This is a genomic window from Marvinbryantia formatexigens DSM 14469, assembly GCF_025148285.1.
Lineage (GTDB): Bacteria > Bacillota > Clostridia > Lachnospirales > Lachnospiraceae > Marvinbryantia > Marvinbryantia formatexigens.
In genome coordinates, this window is sequence record NZ_CP102268.1 from 4,166,478 (window position 1) to 4,181,478 (window position 15,001).

Here is a 15,001-nt window from a genome sequence, read left to right on the forward strand (position 1 = left end):
GGTAGAGAGCGGACAGACGCAGACCTGATCTGCAAAAAGGAGACAGCATGAACATACGTATCAGAAACGCGGAAGAAGAGGATTATACCGCTGCGGAGAGTATGATGCGGCAGGTACATCAGATGCACGCAGACTGGCGGCCGGATATTTTCCGGTATCACGAGCCGGTCCTGCCGCAGGAGTTATTTGAACAGGCTGTAAAGGAGAAAACTTTTTTCCTTGCAGAATATGAGGGGCAGACAGCCGGTATTTTATACATCCGGTACCGTCACATCGAAGACCCGGTTCTTGTCACAAGAAATACTATTTTTGTGGATACGATGGCGGTCGATGAGCAGTACCGCGGGCGCGGAATCGGACATGCCTTCTTTGATTTCCTCAGAGAATTAAAGCGGCAGAAGGGCTTTGACGGAATCGAGCTGGAGGTAAATGCCAGAAATACGGCTGCCCGCAGGATGTATGAGGAATATGGGTTTACGGTGGAATCACTCAATATGGAGCTGTTATAACAGGGAGGATGCTATGCATTATCAGTATATTTTATTTGACCTTGACGGAACGATTACCGAATCGGGGCCGGGGATCATGAATTCTGTGCGCTACGCCGTACAGAAAATGGGTTTCCCGGAGCTTCCCAAGGAAACGCTGCGGAAATTTGTCGGACCTCCGCTTGCCGATTCGATGCAGAAATACTGCGGCATGACGCCCGCCGAAGCAAAGGAGGGCATCGCCTGCTACCGGGAATATTATACGTCAAAAGGGATTTTTGAAAACAGTCTCTATCCGGGCGTGGAGGACATGCTGAAAAGGCTGCAGAAGGGCGGAAAAATTCTGGCGCTTGCAACCTCAAAGCCGGAGCAGTTTGCAAAGCAGATTCTGGAATATTTTCACATTGATGACTGCTTCACGGTAGTTTGCGGCGCGTCGATGGACGAAAAGCTGGTGGAAAAGGCGGCAATCATCACCTGTGCGCTGCAGGCGCTTGGCATAGATGAGGCGCAGAAAAAAGATGTGCTGATGGTCGGCGACCGCGAGCACGACGTTCTGGGTGCAAAAGCAAACGGGCTGGATGCACTTGGCGTGCTTTACGGTTATGGAAATCTGGCAGAGCTGAAGGACGCAGGCGCCGCCTATATTGCCCGGACAGCAGAAGAAGCAGCGGACATGATTCTTGCAGAATCGCAGGAAACATCAGAACCATTATTCGCAGAACCACAGGAAAGTTCCGTATCATCTTTGTCAGAATCGCAGGAAACGCCCGGACCGTCTCCAGCAGAATCAGAGGAGCTTCCACGATGAGCGGCACAGCGGCGCCGCAGCCGGAGCTTTCCATAGACGACATTATCTGTCAGTATCCGGTCTGCCAGTATGCAGTTCTGGATGTGACGGAAATTCCCTTTTCCGAAAAAGTACGCCATATCTGCCGGACAGAATGCGGGCGCTACGGAAAATCCTGGTCATGCCCGCCTGGCGTCGGCGAGGTGGAGGAGTGCCATAAAAGATGTCTGCAGTACGAAAAAACGCTGGTATTCACCACGCTTGCCGAGGTAAGCGACGCTTCTATCCTGTCGGAAACGCTTGCCACGCGCGCCGGACACGAGGAGGTTACGCGCGCCCTCGTCCGGGAGCTTAAAGAGCGCGGCGCGGACTGCCTGCCGCTCTCCAGCGAGTCCTGCCAGATCTGTGAAAAATGTGCCTACCCGCAGCCCTGCCGCCATCCTGGCTATGCCATCCCGTGCATCGAGAGCTACGGCATCCTCGTCACGGAAATCGCCGAAAAATGCGGTATCGACTTTCTGTACGATACGCACACCGTAACCTGGTTCGGATTAATATTTTTCCGGTGCTAATTTCCCCGGCTCCTCATATACTGTTTAATAAAAAGCAAAGATAGTGGGGAGTTCGATGAAGAAGCTTGCCTCGGCGATGGGCATCCCGGAGGATTTATCGGAGAAGGCGGCTTTGCTGGAGCTGACCGGACAAAATGCCCTGCGGGTGGAAAACTATCTGGGCATTATCGAGTATTCGGATTCGCGTCTGCTTCTGCAGTGCAAAAACTGCCGCCTGGAAATCTGCGGACAGCATTTATTTATCGAATCTTATGCGCGGGAGGAGCTGCAGCTTCGCGGACGTATCGAACAGATACACTATTTCTGAAAGGAGAGATTTGTCTGGTCAGACAACTGCTCCGTCTTGGAAAAGGGTATGTCAGAATTCACCTGTGCGGCGGCACCTGCGAGCGCTTCCTGAATCTCTGCGCCAATCACCGCATTTTCTTATGGGATATCCGCCCCGTGCAGAAGGGCTATGAGGCGAATATTTATCTGAAGGACTTTTTCGCGCTGAAGCCGCTGGCGGCAAAATGCCGCACCCGCATACGCGTATGCAGAAAATGCGGGCTTCCTTTTTTTCTGCACCGGCACCGGAAGCGCAAAGTATTTGCCGTCTGTATTCCCGCCTGCGGGGTTTTCATTTTTTTCCTGTCCTGCTTTATCTGGAACATTTCCATCGAAGGGAACCTCAGTATCAGCCGTCCGGTGATGATGGAATATCTGATGGAGCAGGATATCGGCTATGGCACGCCGAAGCGCACGGTAGACTGCAAACAGCTTGCCGCCGATCTGCGCAGCGACTTTCCGAATCTTATCTGGGTATCGGTAAAACTCTCCGGCACTGAGCTTTCCATCAGCGTAAAGGAAAACACAGACGCCCTCTCAGAGACTGACAAAATCGCAGACGCAGAGACGGGCAGCGCGGCCGGACAGCGCATGTCCGCTGCGCAAAATTCGTCCGCCACCAGTGACCTTGTCGCGGAGGAGGACGGCGTGATTGTAAAAATGATTACCCGTGAGGGCACGCCGCTCGTGCAGGAGGGCGACAGCATTACAGCGGGAGACGTGCTTGTGAGCGGAGAGCTGGCGATTACGGACGACAGCGGCAGCATCGTATCTTATCGCTACTGCACGGCGGATGCCGATATCTACATAAAAACAACGCTGCAATATCACGATTCCTTTCCGCTTGTGCACGATACCGCAGAATATACCGGCAAAAAACGCTACGGCTTTTATATAAAGCTGTTCGGCAGATATTTTGGCGTCAACCTCGGCCTGGATGCTTTTGAGACGGCGGATATTATCGGAAAAGAGCGCCAGCTCTGCCTTCTGAAGGATTTTTATCTGCCTGCCGCTGCAGGCATTCTGCAGGCAAATGAATACCGGATTACCGCCAGAGCATACGAAAAAGAAGAGGCGGAAGCCATCGCCGGGGCAAACTTACAAAAATTTCTGGCAGAAAATGAAGAAAAAGGGGTTCAAATATTTGAAAATAATGTTAGAATAGATGTGAGTGCGACTGCCTGTCAGGCGGACGGCACTGTTACCGTCGTCAAAAAGACCGGCAGGGCAGCGCACACAGAAAAAACGGACCTCCGGCAGGAAGGAACAGATGAATGAGTATTGTGGAAGCAACGGTGGAAATTCCATCACAGCTTGAGAGCAACGTGTTCGGCCAGTTTGACGAGCACGTGAAAAAAATTGAGAAGACACTGAACGTCACCGTGATAGCAAGAGACGGGACCATAAAAATACTTGGCAGCGCGCAGGCGTCAAAGAAAGCGGCGGATATCCTCACACAGCTTCGCCGTCTGGCGGAAGCGGGAAATATCATCACCGCGCAGAATGTGGATTATGCGCTTGCGCTTTCCTTTGAGGACAAAGAGAGCGCTATTGTCGAAATCGACCAGGATATTATCTGCCACACCATTAACGGAAAGGTAATCAAACCGAAAACGCTCGGACAGAAGGAATATGTGGACGCGATGCGCAAAAGCATGATTACGTTCGGCATCGGTCCGGCGGGCACCGGAAAGACATACCTTGCTATGGCGATGGCGATACAGGCATTCAAAAACGATGAGGTAGGGCGGATTATCCTCACCCGTCCCGCTATCGAGGCGGGAGAAAAGCTCGGCTTTCTTCCGGGCGATCTGCAGAGCAAGGTGGATCCCTATCTGCGGCCGCTTTACGACGCGCTCTATCAGATTATGGGACCGGAAAGCTTTCAGAAAAATATGGAAAAGGGGCTGATCGAGGTCGCCCCGCTCGCCTATATGAGAGGACGGACGCTGGATAACGCTTACATCATTCTGGATGAGGCGCAGAACACGACGCCGGCGCAGATGAAAATGTTCCTCACGCGTATCGGCTTCGGCTCCAAAGTGGTGATCACGGGCGATATGACGCAGAAGGATCTGCCCTCCGGCACACAGTCCGGTCTGGATGTGGCGGTGAAGGTGCTTAAAAAGGTGGAGGAAATCGCTTTCTGCACGCTGACAAGCAAGGACGTTGTGCGTCATCCGCTGGTACAGAAGATCGTACAGGCTTACGAGGAGTATGAAAAGAAGCAGCGCCCGGAAAAAGCGCCGCGTGACAGAAATACGTATGCCGGGAAACGGCGGGGAGGAAGCAGATGACTATTTATATGGATAAAGAATGCAGTGCTGATCTGCCATTCGACTGGGAGGATATTGCGGTAAAAGTTGTGGAGGCAGTGCTGGACTATACAGACTGTCCCTATGAGGCGGAGGTTTCCGTCACACTTACGGACGATGCTGAAATCCGCACGATCAACCGGGAACAGCGCGGCATCGACGCTGCCACGGACGTACTGTCGTTTCCGATGGTATCCTACGAAATTCCGGGAAATTTTGATTTTCTGGAGGAAGAGCCTGCGGACTGTTTCCATCCGGACAGCGGCGAGCTGATGCTCGGAGATATCGTGATTTCCGTCGACCATGTATACGCCCAGGCAGAGCAGTACGGACATTCCCTGCTGCGCGAATATGCGTTTCTTCTTGCGCACAGTATGTTCCATCTGATTGGCTACGACCACATGACGGAGCAGGAGGCTGCGGAAATGGAGAGAAAACAGGAGGAAGTCCTGGAGAGATTAAATATTACGAGAGATTTATGATGCCAGGGTCGAAAGGGACAGACCTGCATGGCAAAGGCATCACAATCGGGAGCTTTTGAAACCAGTATCATTTTATCTTATTAAGGAGGGGTAACTATGAAAGCAAAAGCATTTACAGCAATGACAGTTCTTGGCATTTTAAGCCTCTGCCTGTCTGGCATCGGCATCACGGCGGGCGCGGAGGATTCGTACAATCCGTCGTGGAAGGAGACGGCGCCGCGCAGCGGAGCGCTTCTGGAGACGCCGGATGAAAACGGGCAGGTACACAGTTATCTTACCGGAAAGCTGACAGATGCCTCCATCGCGCAGGTGCGCCCGATGTCCATTATGATCAACAATATTTCTGACGCCATGCCGCAGGCGGGCATTTCCCGCGCGGACGTGGTATACGAGGCGCCGGTGGAAGGCGATATCACGCGTCTGCTCGCCTTTTTTGAGGATTACGCCGATCTGGATAAAATCGGACCGGTCAGAAGCTGCCGCGACTATTTCATCGATTTTGCAATGGAATTTGACGCTATCTACACCCACTACGGGCAGGCGGTCTACGCATTTGACCTGCTGAATTCCTCTATGGTGGACAATATCAGCGGTCTGCAGTACCAGGATTCCGTCGGAGAAATCCTCGGCTATGCCGGAGAGGACATTTTCTACCGCACAGACGACCGTCCGGCGCCGCACAACGCCTACACAAGCTACAGCGGGCTGATGACGGCGGTGGAGCGCAACGGCTACAGTATGCAGTATGCGGACGATTACAGCGGACATTTCCTCTTTGCGGCGGACGGGGAGCGCGTCTCCTATTCTGACGGCACCGCAACCTATATCCGTCCGAGCCTTTACAGCAACAGTCCGTATTTTGAATATGATGCCAGCAGCGGGCAGTATCTGCGCTATCAGTACGGTGGCGCGCAGATCGACGAGCTGACGGGCAGCCAGCTTGCATACGACAATGTCATCATCCAGTATTGTCCGGTGCGCGCATACGACGACAACGGCTATATCGATATTGACACGCACTCCGGCGGCTCCGCCATTCTGTTTACCAATGGCACCTTCCAGAACGCTACCTGGAGCAAGGACGGCAATTACGGCGTGACGAGATATTACGACGCTTCTGGAAATGAGCTGAAGATCAACCAGGGAAAGACCTGGGTCTGCATTGTGCAGGATACGAGAAACGGTGATACGCTGATTCAGTAATCGCCGCGCAGGAGGAAACAGGCAAGTGGGAAGTAAGAAAAACAATCAAAACTTTTTAGTGCAGGGAACGATTCTGGCAGTCGCCGCCATCGTTGCGAAGATTATCGGTATGATATACCGCATTCCGTTATCCCTGATTCTGGGAGACGAGGCGTATTCCTACTATGGAACGGCAAATGAGATTTATACGATTCTGCTCATGATCTCCACCTTCAGCCTGCCGCTTGCGGTATCAAAAATGGTGTCGGAAAAGGTGCACCTCGGCGAATGGAAAAATGCGCAGAAGATATTCCGCTGCTCCATGAAATTTGCGGTTGTGAGCGGGGCGGTCATGTCGATTCTCTGCTTCCTGCTTGCCGATGTTATTACCGGAGCCATTATGAAGGTGGGCAACGCCGCTTACGCGCTGCGCGTGCTCTCCCTGGCTATTTTTCTGTTCGCCATCACCGGCGTACTGCGCGGCTTTTTCCAGGGACATGAGACAATGGTCCCGACCGCTCTGTCGCAGGTGGTGGAGCAGATCGTCCACGCGGTGGTTTCCATCGCGCTTGCAGGCGTGCTTTTAAATTACGGACGCTCTTTAGAGGGGAAGGACGAAAGCTTTGCCTCGGCGCTCGGCGCCGCCGGAGCTACGGCCGGAACAGTTGCCGGCGTGCTTGTGGCGCTTATCATGCTGCTCGTGGTCTACTATTCCTTCCAGAAATCCTACCGGAGGCGGATGAAAAACGACCCGACAAAGCATCTGGAATCCGACCGGGATATTTATTACGCCATTATCATGACGATTCTTCCGGTCATTTTAAGTACGCTGATCTACAATATCAGCCCGTCGCTTGACCAGGGCATCTTCAACAACATTCTGGCGGGGCAGGGCTACACCAGCCAGCAGTATAATACCATCTACGGCATTTACCTGAGCAAGTACCGCGTGCTGATGAACGTGCCGCTCGCGCTTGCTTCCAGCCTGTCGCCCTCGGTGGTTCCGACCCTGACGGCGGCTATGGTGGACGGAAATTATAAGGACGCGCGTCTGAAGGTGCGCTCCACCATGCGCTATACCATGATCCTCACCATTCCCTGCGCAGTCGGAATGGCGGCGCTCGCGCATCCGATTATGGCGATGCTCTACAACGACTGGCGCGCGCTTCCGGCAGGCATTATGCAGGCGGGTGCGCTGATGATCGTGCTTTTTGCAATTTCCACGCTTTCCACTGCGGTTCTGCAGGGTATCGGACGCATGAAGGAGCCGGTCATCCATTCCGCGATTTCCCTCGCCATCCATGTCGTCGTACTGGTCATCCTGCTGAAGCAGTTCCGTCTGAATATTTATGGAGTTATCTATGCGAACACGCTGTTTGCATTTATTATCTGCATTCTGAATGCGATTTCTATCAAACGTCATCTGCACTACCGCCAGGAGCTGCGCAAGACGTTCCTGATACCGCTGCTCGCCTCCGCAGTCATGGGCGTTGCCGCATACGTTATCCATTATGTGATCAACAGCCTTCTGAAGCTGCTGTTCATAGACTGGGCGTCCAACGCGATTGCGACGATTATCGCGATTCTTGCAGGGGTAGTTATTTATATATTCCTGCTGATTAAGCTGCGCGGCATCCGGGAAAGCGAGATTGCAGATCTTCCGAAGGGCGCATTTCTGGTGCGCGTGCTGCATAAGATTCATTTTCTGTAGAAAAATCCGGCGGCACAGGACATAAGAAAAGAAGGCAGGGATAATTGTTGGATTACAGAGAACGCTTAAAAGATAAAAAACGTATCATCATCAAAATCGGTTCCTCGTCGCTCACGCACACGACGACAGGGGCTCCCAATCTGACGAAGCTGGAAATCCTCGTGCGGGAGATATGCAATCTGCGCAATATGGGGAAGGAAGTGATTCTGGTGTCCTCCGGCGCCATCGCGGTGGGCTGCAGCGCTATCGGAATCAAAAGGCGGCCGGTGCAGGTCGATGTCCAGCAGGCGTGCGCGGCAATCGGACAGGCAAAGCTGATGATGATTTACCAGAAGCTGTTTGCGGAATACGGGCACATGGCGGCACAGGTGCTGATGACGAAATACACCATGACGGATTCCGTCAGCCGCCAGAACGCTTTTAACACCTTCCGCGAGCTTTTATACCTCGGCGCGGTGCCGATTGTAAATGAAAACGACACGGTTGCGACCTATGAAATCCAGTTCGGCGATAACGATATGCTCTCGGCGCTCGTGGCGTCGCTCACGGAGGCGGACCTTCTGATTCTGCTCTCCGACATCGACGGACTGTTTACCGACGACCCGCATGAGAATCCGCACGCTTCCTTCATCAGTCTGGTGGAGGAGCTGGACGAGGGGCTGTTCCGGATGGGAAAAAGCACCAGCAGCAGCGGTGTCGGGACCGGCGGCATGAGCGCAAAGCTGGCGGCGGCAAAAATCGCCACAGCATCGGGCGCGGATATGATTATCGCGAACGGCGCGGATTTTCATATCATACATAAAATCCTGGAGGGCAGGGAATATGGAACGCTGTTTGCCGGGAAAAAGGACCCGCATTTTTCACTTGTAGATTATTTAGACAGGGAGCATCCGTGACAGAAGGAGAGAACAATGGGTATCACAGAAGCAAAGATTACAAGAATCAACGAGCTTGCGCGCAAGTCGAAGGCGGAGGGGCTTACTGAAAAGGAACGTATGGAGCAGGCGGCGCTCCGGCAGGAGTATATCGCCGCTATCCGCAGCAGTCTGCGCAGCCAGCTTGACAATATCAATATCCAGGAAAAGGATGGCAGTATCACAAATCTGGGAGAAAAATTTGGAGCACAGGCGGATGATGGAAAAAAAGGAAATTAGGAAACTCATTTTTGCAAGACGCCGGGCGGCGGACCCGGAGGTACTGCTTGCAGACAGCCAGATTATCTGCAGAAAGGTAATGGAGACAGAAGCGTTTCAGGATGCTTCTGCCATTTACGTTTATATGGACTGTAAGGGAGAGGTGTCTGTAAAGCCGCTTCTTAAGGAAGCCTGGCGGCTGGGAAAACGGACGGCGGCTCCGCGCGTGACAGGACCGGGGCAGATGCGCTATTATTATATTTCCTCCTACGCGGACGTCGCTCCGGGGTATTATCAGATACCGGAGCCGGTCACACAGGAGGAGGCGCATGATGAGACGGCTCTTTTAATTGTGCCTGGCGTGGCATTTGACCGTCAGCGGCACCGCTGCGGCTACGGACAGGGCTTTTACGACCGTTATCTTGCGGAGCATACCGGTCATCCGACGATTGCGCTCGCCTTTGATTTTCAGATTATGGAGCAGGTGCCGGCGGACGCATTCGACAGGCTGCCGCAGATGCTGATTACCGAAAAGGAGGTATTTCAATGAAGCTTTCACTGACAGAAATCGGGACACGGGCGAAGGCGGCGGAGCAGCCGCTGCGCACGCTTGGGCGCACGGCAAAGGACGCGGCGCTTTTAAAAGCGGCAGAGGAGCTGGTGGCAAAAAGTGACATGCTGCTTGCCGCCAATGCACAGGATATCAGAAAGGGCGAAGAAAACGGCATGAAGCCGGGCATGATCGACCGCCTGCGCCTGACGCCGGAGCGCATTGCCGGCATGGCGGAGGGGCTTACGCAGCTTGCGGCGATGGAGGACCCCATCGGGGAGGTCATTGGCATGAAGCGCCGCCCGAACGGGCTTTTAATCGGGCAGCAGCGGGTGCCGCTCGGCGTTATCGGCATCATCTACGAATCGCGCCCGAATGTGACGGCGGATGCCTTCGGTCTTTGCTTTAAGGCAGGGAACGCTGTAATTCTGAAGGGCGGAAGTGACGCCCTGCTCTCCAATATCGCCATTGTGCAGGTCATCCGCGACGCGCTTGCCGCCTGCAATGTGACGCCGGACGCCATCCAGCTTATTGAGGATACCAGCCGCGAGACTACCACGGAATTTATGAAAATGAACGGATATGTGGACGTGCTGATTCCGCGCGGCGGCGCCGGACTGATTAAGGCGGTGGTGAAAAACAGCACCGTTCCGGTCATTGAGACCGGCACCGGCAACTGCCATATCTACGTTGACGAGAGCGCCGACCTGCAGATGGCGGTCGATATTATTTTCAATGCAAAGACACAGCGGATCGGCGTCTGCAACGCCTGCGAATCCCTGGTCGTACACGAAAAGATCCTGGATGCGCTGCTTCCGGCGCTGAAAGCGCGCCTGGATGAAAAGCAGGTGGAGCTGCGCGGCGACGAGGCGGTCTGCCGGACGATTCCGGATGTGAAGGAAGCGACGGAGGAGGACTGGGGTACGGAATATCTTGACTATATTCTCTCCATCAAAACCGTCGCATCGCTTGACGAGGCGATTGCGCATATCAACCGCTACAATACCGGGCACTCGGAAGCCATCATCACGCAGGACTACGCAAATGCCCAGCGCTTTTTAAATGAAATTGACGCGGCGGCAGTGTATGTCAACGCCTCCACACGCTTCACGGACGGCTTTGAATTCGGCTTCGGCGCGGAAATCGGCATCAGCACGCAGAAGCTTCACGCGCGCGGACCGATGGGGCTGACGGCGCTTACCTCCACGAAATATATTATCTATGGAAACGGACAGGTTCGTCCGTAAGATATATTTGCAAAAAAAGCGGGTGGGCCGCCGGTGGCACCCCCGCTTTACAACAGGTCAGAAAGGAACAGAGAACCCAAAAAGAATGTATAATGAAATCAATCTGGATGAGATAAATTTAATGCAGGAGCCGCCCGCCGCGGAGCCGGGGAGACAGTATTACTTCATGGCAAAATGCCGCGCTCTGGTGCGGGAGCTTTCCGGAAAGCTTGGCAGGCAGCCGCAGGCGTGCACCAAAACCTTCGGCTGTCAGATGAACGCCCGTGACAGCGAAAAGCTTACCGGCATCCTGGAGCTTATCGGCTATACTATCACGGAGGACGAGCACGCGGACCTTGTCATTTATAATACCTGCACGGTGCGGGAAAATGCCAATCTGAAGGTCTACGGAAGACTGGGCGTGCTGGGCGGCATGAAGAAAAAGCAGCCGCACAAGCTGATTGCCCTCTGCGGTTGTATGATGCAGGAGCCGGAGGTGGTCGAAAAAATCCGCAAAAGCTACCGCTTTGTGGATTTAATCTTTGGAACCCACAATATTTATAAATTCGCCGAGCTGCTGGCGGCGTGCCTGGAGGGGGACGGCATGATTATCGACGTCTGGAAGGATACCGATAAGATTGTGGAAAACCTGCCGGTGGAGCGCAAATACCCCTTCAAGTCCGGCGTGAATATCATGTTCGGCTGCAACAATTTCTGCAGCTACTGCATTGTTCCCTATGTGCGCGGACGGGAGCGCAGCCGCGAGCCGCGGGAGATTCTCCGGGAGATTGAGCGCCTCGCCGCCGACGGCGTGGTGGAGGTGATGCTGCTCGGACAGAACGTCAATTCCTACGGGAAAAATCTGCCGGAGCCAATGAGCTTTGCGCAGCTTCTGCGCGAGGTGGAGAAAATCGACGGCATAAAACGCATCCGCTTTATGACCTCGCACCCGAAGGACCTCTCGGACGAGCTGATTGAGGTGATGGCGTCGTCGGAAAAAATCTGCCGCCACATGCACCTGCCGCTGCAGTCGGGCAGCAGCCGTATCTTAAAAATCATGAACCGCAGATACACGAAGGAGCAGTATCTTGCGCTGGTAGAGAAGCTGCGCCGGGCAATTCCGGATATTTCCCTGACGACGGATATTATTGTGGGATTTCCGGGCGAGACGGAGGAGGATTTCGAGGAAACGCTGGACGTTGTGCGCCGGGCGCGCTATGACAGCGCCTTCACCTTTATTTATTCGAAGCGCACCGGGACGCCTGCCGCCGCTATGGAAAACCAGGTGCCGGAGGAGGTTGTAAAAGAGCGTTTCGACCGCCTGCTTGCGCTGGTGCAGGAAATTTCCGGGGAAATGGCGGCAAGGCTGACCGGACAGACGCTGCCGGTGCTGGCGGAGGAAGTCAACAGCCAGGACGCGTCCCTGCTTACCGGCAGGCTCTCGAACAATCTGCTGGTACATTTTCCGGGAGACGCTTCTCTGATTGGAAAGATCGTGGACGTGCATCTGCAGGAATGCAGGGGCTTTTATTATATGGGAGAGAGGTACTAACGTGGAACAACTGACACCAATGATGCAGCAGTACCTGGAAACAAAGAAAAATTATCCGGACTGTATTTTGTTTTACAGGCTGGGTGATTTTTATGAAATGTTTTTCGACGATGCGCTGACCGCATCGAGGGAACTGGAAATTACACTGACCGGCAAAAACTGCGGTCTTGAGGAGCGCGCGCCGATGTGCGGCGTGCCTTATCATGCCGTGGACAATTATCTGAACAAGCTGGTATCAAAGGGTTACAAGGTCGCCATCTGCGAGCAGATGGAGGACCCGAAGCTGGCGAAGGGTATCGTAAAGCGCGAGGTCATCCGCATTGTCACACCGGGCACAAATCTGGACACGCTTGCCCTCGATGAGACGCGGAACAATTATCTGATGTGCATTGTCTGCATGGCGGACCGCTTCGGCGTATCGGTCGCTGATATCTCCACGGGCGCCTATCTGGTGACGGAGCTTGATTCGGCGCGCAAGCTGACGGATGAGATTTTCAAATTTTCACCAAAGGAAATCATCTGCACGCAGGCGTTTCTGATGAGCGGAATCGATGTGGAGGATTTAAAAGCGCGGCTCGGCATCACCATTTACACGCTGGACGACTGGTATTTTGACGACGAGCTCTGCCGCCGCGCGCTGACGGAGCATTTTCATACGGAGAGCACCGACGGACTGGGGCTGGGTGATTTTAACTGCGGCGTGATTGCAGCGGGCGCGCTTCTGCAGTATCTGATTGAGACGCAGAAGACATCCATCAGCAACCTGACGCAGCTCACCCCGTACACCAGCGGAAAATATATGGTGCTGGACAGCTCGACCAGGCGCAATCTGGAGCTTTGCGAAACGCTGCGGGAAAAGCAGCGGAAGGGCTCTCTTCTGTGGGTGCTGGACAAGACAAAAACGGCGATGGGCGCGCGTATGCTGCGCAGCTTTATCGAGCAGCCGCTCATTGATATCGACGAGATTGAGCTCCGCCAGCAGGCGGTCGCCGAGCTGAAGTCAAATGCCATCGCGCGCGAGGAAATCCGCGAATATCTCAATCCGGTGTACGATCTGGAGCGTCTTATCAGTAAAATCAGCTATCAGACGGCAAATCCGCGCGATTTAGTTGCTTTTAAGAGCTCCCTTTCCATGCTCCCGCACATCAAATACATCATGGGCGATTTCAAGAGCGCTCTTTTATGCAATATCCGTGAGGACATCGATGTTCTGGAGGACCTCTGTACGCTGGTGGAGCAGTCCATCATTGAGGACCCGCCGATTTCCATCCGGGAGGGCAATCTTATCCGCGACGGCTTTCACGAGGAGGTGGACCGCCTGCGGCAGGCAAAAACCGAGGGGAAAACCTGGCTTGCCGATCTGGAGGCGAAGGAGCGCGAAAAGACCGGCATCAAAAACATGAAAGTCAAATACAACCGCGTGTTCGGATATTATCTGGAGGTCACCAATTCCTATAAGGATATGGTGCCGGATTATTATACCAGAAAGCAGACACTTGCAAACGCCGAGCGCTACATCACGCCGGAGCTTAAAGAGCTGGAGGATGTGATTCTCGGCGCCGAGGACCGTCTGGTCTCGCTGGAATACGAGCTGTTCTGCGAGGTGCGCGACAAGATTGCATCGGAGATTCTGCGCATCCAGAAGACGGCAAAGGCAGTCGCTGGCATCGACGTCTTTGCGTCCCTGGCGCTGGTCGCGGAGCAGAATAATTACGTATGCCCGAAGATGAACAGCCGCGGTCTGATACAGATTCGCGACGGACGTCATCCGGTCGTGGAAAAAATGATTAAAAACGATATGTTTATCGCCAACGATACGCTTCTGGACAACCACAAAAACCGTATCTCCATCATCACCGGACCGAATATGGCGGGAAAATCCACGTATATGCGGCAGACGGCGCTGATTGTGCTGATGGCGCAGATTGGCTCGTTCGTTCCGGCGTCGGAGGCGAAAATCGGCATTGTCGACCGCATTTTCACGCGCGTGGGCGCGTCGGATGACCTTGCCTCCGGGCAGAGTACCTTTATGGTGGAAATGACGGAGGTGGCGAACATCCTGCGCAACGCCACGTCGGACAGCCTGCTGATACTGGATGAGATCGGGCGCGGCACCAGCACGTTTGACGGTCTGAGCATTGCCTGGGCGGTCGTGGAGCATATCAGCAACCCGAAGCTGCTGGGGGCGAAAACGCTGTTCGCCACCCATTATCACGAGCTGACAGAGCTGGAGGGCAAGCTGTCCTCGGTAAACAATTACTGCATCGCTGTCCGGGAGCGCGGGGATGATATCGTCTTTTTGCGAAAAATCGTAAGAGGCGGCGCGGATAAGAGCTACGGCATCCAGGTGGCAAAGCTTGCCGGGGTACCGGACAGCATTATTGAGCGCGCCAAGGAGCTGGTGCAGGAGCTGAGCGACGCCGATATCACGGAGGCGGTTCATGAGGCGAAGGTGGAGGGCAAAAGTACAAAACCGAAGAAGAAAAAATATGACCAGGTCGACCTTGACCAGATGACCCTGTCAGATACGGTGAGCGATGAGGACGTGCTGAAGGAATTAAAGGAAATCGATATATCCACGCTGACGCCGATCGAAGCGCTGAATGTGCTGAACCGGCTGCAGAGCCGCCTGAAAAACCGCTGGTAGAGCACAACATCATATGGTAGGAATGG

General features: G+C 54.0%; 15 protein-coding genes. All 15 read left to right on the forward strand.

Going from position 1 to position 15,001, the window contains the following annotated elements; all coding sequences use genetic code 11:
• Positions 1–47: 47 nt before the first annotated feature.
• The 15 genes from NQ534_RS19480 (at position 48) to mutS (ending at position 14,975) form a co-directional block, all read left to right on the forward strand.
• On the forward strand, positions 48–509 hold the full coding sequence (locus NQ534_RS19480) for a GNAT family N-acetyltransferase (protein WP_006861082.1): 462 nt from the start codon (positions 48–50) through the stop codon (positions 507–509).
• Between the two features lie 13 nt (positions 510–522).
• Positions 523–1,299: an HAD family hydrolase gene (locus NQ534_RS19485; RefSeq protein ID WP_006861081.1), complete on the forward strand. Its 777-nt coding sequence runs from the start codon at positions 523–525 to the stop codon at positions 1,297–1,299.
• The gene (locus NQ534_RS19490) at positions 1,296–1,850 is read left to right on the forward strand and encodes a DUF2284 domain-containing protein (protein WP_006861080.1); all 555 of its coding nucleotides are present in this window, start codon (positions 1,296–1,298) and stop codon (positions 1,848–1,850) included. Before NQ534_RS19485 ends, NQ534_RS19490 begins: the two co-directional genes overlap by 4 nt.
• 55 nt (positions 1,851–1,905) lie before the next feature.
• A complete protein-coding gene (locus tag NQ534_RS19495) occupies positions 1,906–2,157 on the forward strand; it encodes a YabP/YqfC family sporulation protein (protein WP_006861079.1) in 252 nt (83 codons plus the stop codon).
• A complete protein-coding gene (locus tag NQ534_RS19500; protein ID WP_074679806.1) occupies positions 2,049–3,455 on the forward strand; it encodes a sporulation protein YqfD in 1,407 nt (468 codons plus the stop codon). Before NQ534_RS19495 ends, NQ534_RS19500 begins: the two co-directional genes overlap by 109 nt.
• A complete protein-coding gene (locus tag NQ534_RS19505; protein ID WP_006861076.1) occupies positions 3,452–4,474 on the forward strand; it encodes a PhoH family protein in 1,023 nt (340 codons plus the stop codon). Before NQ534_RS19500 ends, NQ534_RS19505 begins: the two co-directional genes overlap by 4 nt.
• Positions 4,471–4,974, forward strand: a complete 504-nt coding sequence (gene ybeY, locus NQ534_RS19510; protein WP_006861075.1) for an rRNA maturation RNase YbeY — start codon at positions 4,471–4,473, stop codon at positions 4,972–4,974. Before NQ534_RS19505 ends, ybeY begins: the two co-directional genes overlap by 4 nt.
• Positions 4,975–5,070: 96 nt before the next feature.
• The gene (locus NQ534_RS19515; RefSeq protein WP_006861074.1) at positions 5,071–6,177 is read left to right on the forward strand and encodes a DUF3048 domain-containing protein; all 1,107 of its coding nucleotides are present in this window, start codon (positions 5,071–5,073) and stop codon (positions 6,175–6,177) included.
• A gap of 25 nt (positions 6,178–6,202) precedes the next feature.
• Positions 6,203–7,867, forward strand: a complete 1,665-nt coding sequence (locus tag NQ534_RS19520; RefSeq protein WP_006861073.1) for a putative polysaccharide biosynthesis protein — start codon at positions 6,203–6,205, stop codon at positions 7,865–7,867.
• A 44-nt stretch (positions 7,868–7,911) separates the two neighbouring features.
• Positions 7,912–8,763: a glutamate 5-kinase gene (proB, locus tag NQ534_RS19525; RefSeq protein ID WP_006861072.1), complete on the forward strand. Its 852-nt coding sequence runs from the start codon at positions 7,912–7,914 to the stop codon at positions 8,761–8,763.
• 15 nt (positions 8,764–8,778) lie between these two features.
• Complete coding sequence (locus tag NQ534_RS19530) at positions 8,779–9,021, forward strand: DUF896 domain-containing protein (RefSeq protein WP_006861071.1); 243 nt, start codon at positions 8,779–8,781, stop codon at positions 9,019–9,021.
• On the forward strand, positions 8,999–9,550 hold the full coding sequence (locus NQ534_RS19535) for a 5-formyltetrahydrofolate cyclo-ligase (protein WP_006861070.1): 552 nt from the start codon (positions 8,999–9,001) through the stop codon (positions 9,548–9,550). The genes NQ534_RS19530 and NQ534_RS19535 overlap by 23 nt, the downstream gene beginning before the upstream one ends.
• Entirely contained in the window at positions 9,547–10,797 is a 1,251-nt protein-coding gene (locus NQ534_RS19540) for a glutamate-5-semialdehyde dehydrogenase (RefSeq protein ID WP_006861069.1), read from the forward strand. Before NQ534_RS19535 ends, NQ534_RS19540 begins: the two co-directional genes overlap by 4 nt.
• A gap of 85 nt (positions 10,798–10,882) precedes the next feature.
• On the forward strand, positions 10,883–12,328 hold the full coding sequence (gene miaB / locus NQ534_RS19545; protein WP_040782441.1) for a tRNA (N6-isopentenyl adenosine(37)-C2)-methylthiotransferase MiaB: 1,446 nt from the start codon (positions 10,883–10,885) through the stop codon (positions 12,326–12,328).
• 19 nt (positions 12,329–12,347) lie between these two features.
• On the forward strand, positions 12,348–14,975 hold the full coding sequence (mutS, locus tag NQ534_RS19550; protein ID WP_006861067.1) for a DNA mismatch repair protein MutS: 2,628 nt from the start codon (positions 12,348–12,350) through the stop codon (positions 14,973–14,975).
• The last annotated feature ends 26 nt before the right edge of the window (positions 14,976–15,001 follow it).

Excerpts from the sequence above, each read along its gene's own strand:
- NQ534_RS19480 (WP_006861082.1), top strand. The coding sequence starts at position 48 with ATGAACATACGTATCAGAAACGCGGAAGAAGAGGATTATACCGCTGCG.
- NQ534_RS19485 (WP_006861081.1), top strand. The coding sequence starts at position 523 with ATGCATTATCAGTATATTTTATTTGACCTTGACGGAACGATTACCGAA.
- NQ534_RS19490 (WP_006861080.1), top strand. The coding sequence starts at position 1,296 with ATGAGCGGCACAGCGGCGCCGCAGCCGGAGCTTTCCATAGACGACATT.
- NQ534_RS19495 (WP_006861079.1), top strand. The coding sequence starts at position 1,906 with ATGAAGAAGCTTGCCTCGGCGATGGGCATCCCGGAGGATTTATCGGAG.
- NQ534_RS19505 (WP_006861076.1), top strand. The coding sequence starts at position 3,452 with ATGAGTATTGTGGAAGCAACGGTGGAAATTCCATCACAGCTTGAGAGC.
- ybeY (WP_006861075.1), top strand. The coding sequence starts at position 4,471 with ATGACTATTTATATGGATAAAGAATGCAGTGCTGATCTGCCATTCGAC.
- NQ534_RS19515 (WP_006861074.1), top strand. The coding sequence starts at position 5,071 with ATGAAAGCAAAAGCATTTACAGCAATGACAGTTCTTGGCATTTTAAGC.
- NQ534_RS19530 (WP_006861071.1), top strand. The coding sequence starts at position 8,779 with ATGGGTATCACAGAAGCAAAGATTACAAGAATCAACGAGCTTGCGCGC.
- NQ534_RS19535 (WP_006861070.1), top strand. The coding sequence starts at position 8,999 with ATGATGGAAAAAAAGGAAATTAGGAAACTCATTTTTGCAAGACGCCGG.
- NQ534_RS19540 (WP_006861069.1), top strand. The coding sequence starts at position 9,547 with ATGAAGCTTTCACTGACAGAAATCGGGACACGGGCGAAGGCGGCGGAG.
- miaB (WP_040782441.1), top strand. The coding sequence starts at position 10,883 with ATGTATAATGAAATCAATCTGGATGAGATAAATTTAATGCAGGAGCCG.
- mutS (WP_006861067.1), top strand. The coding sequence starts at position 12,348 with ATGATGCAGCAGTACCTGGAAACAAAGAAAAATTATCCGGACTGTATT.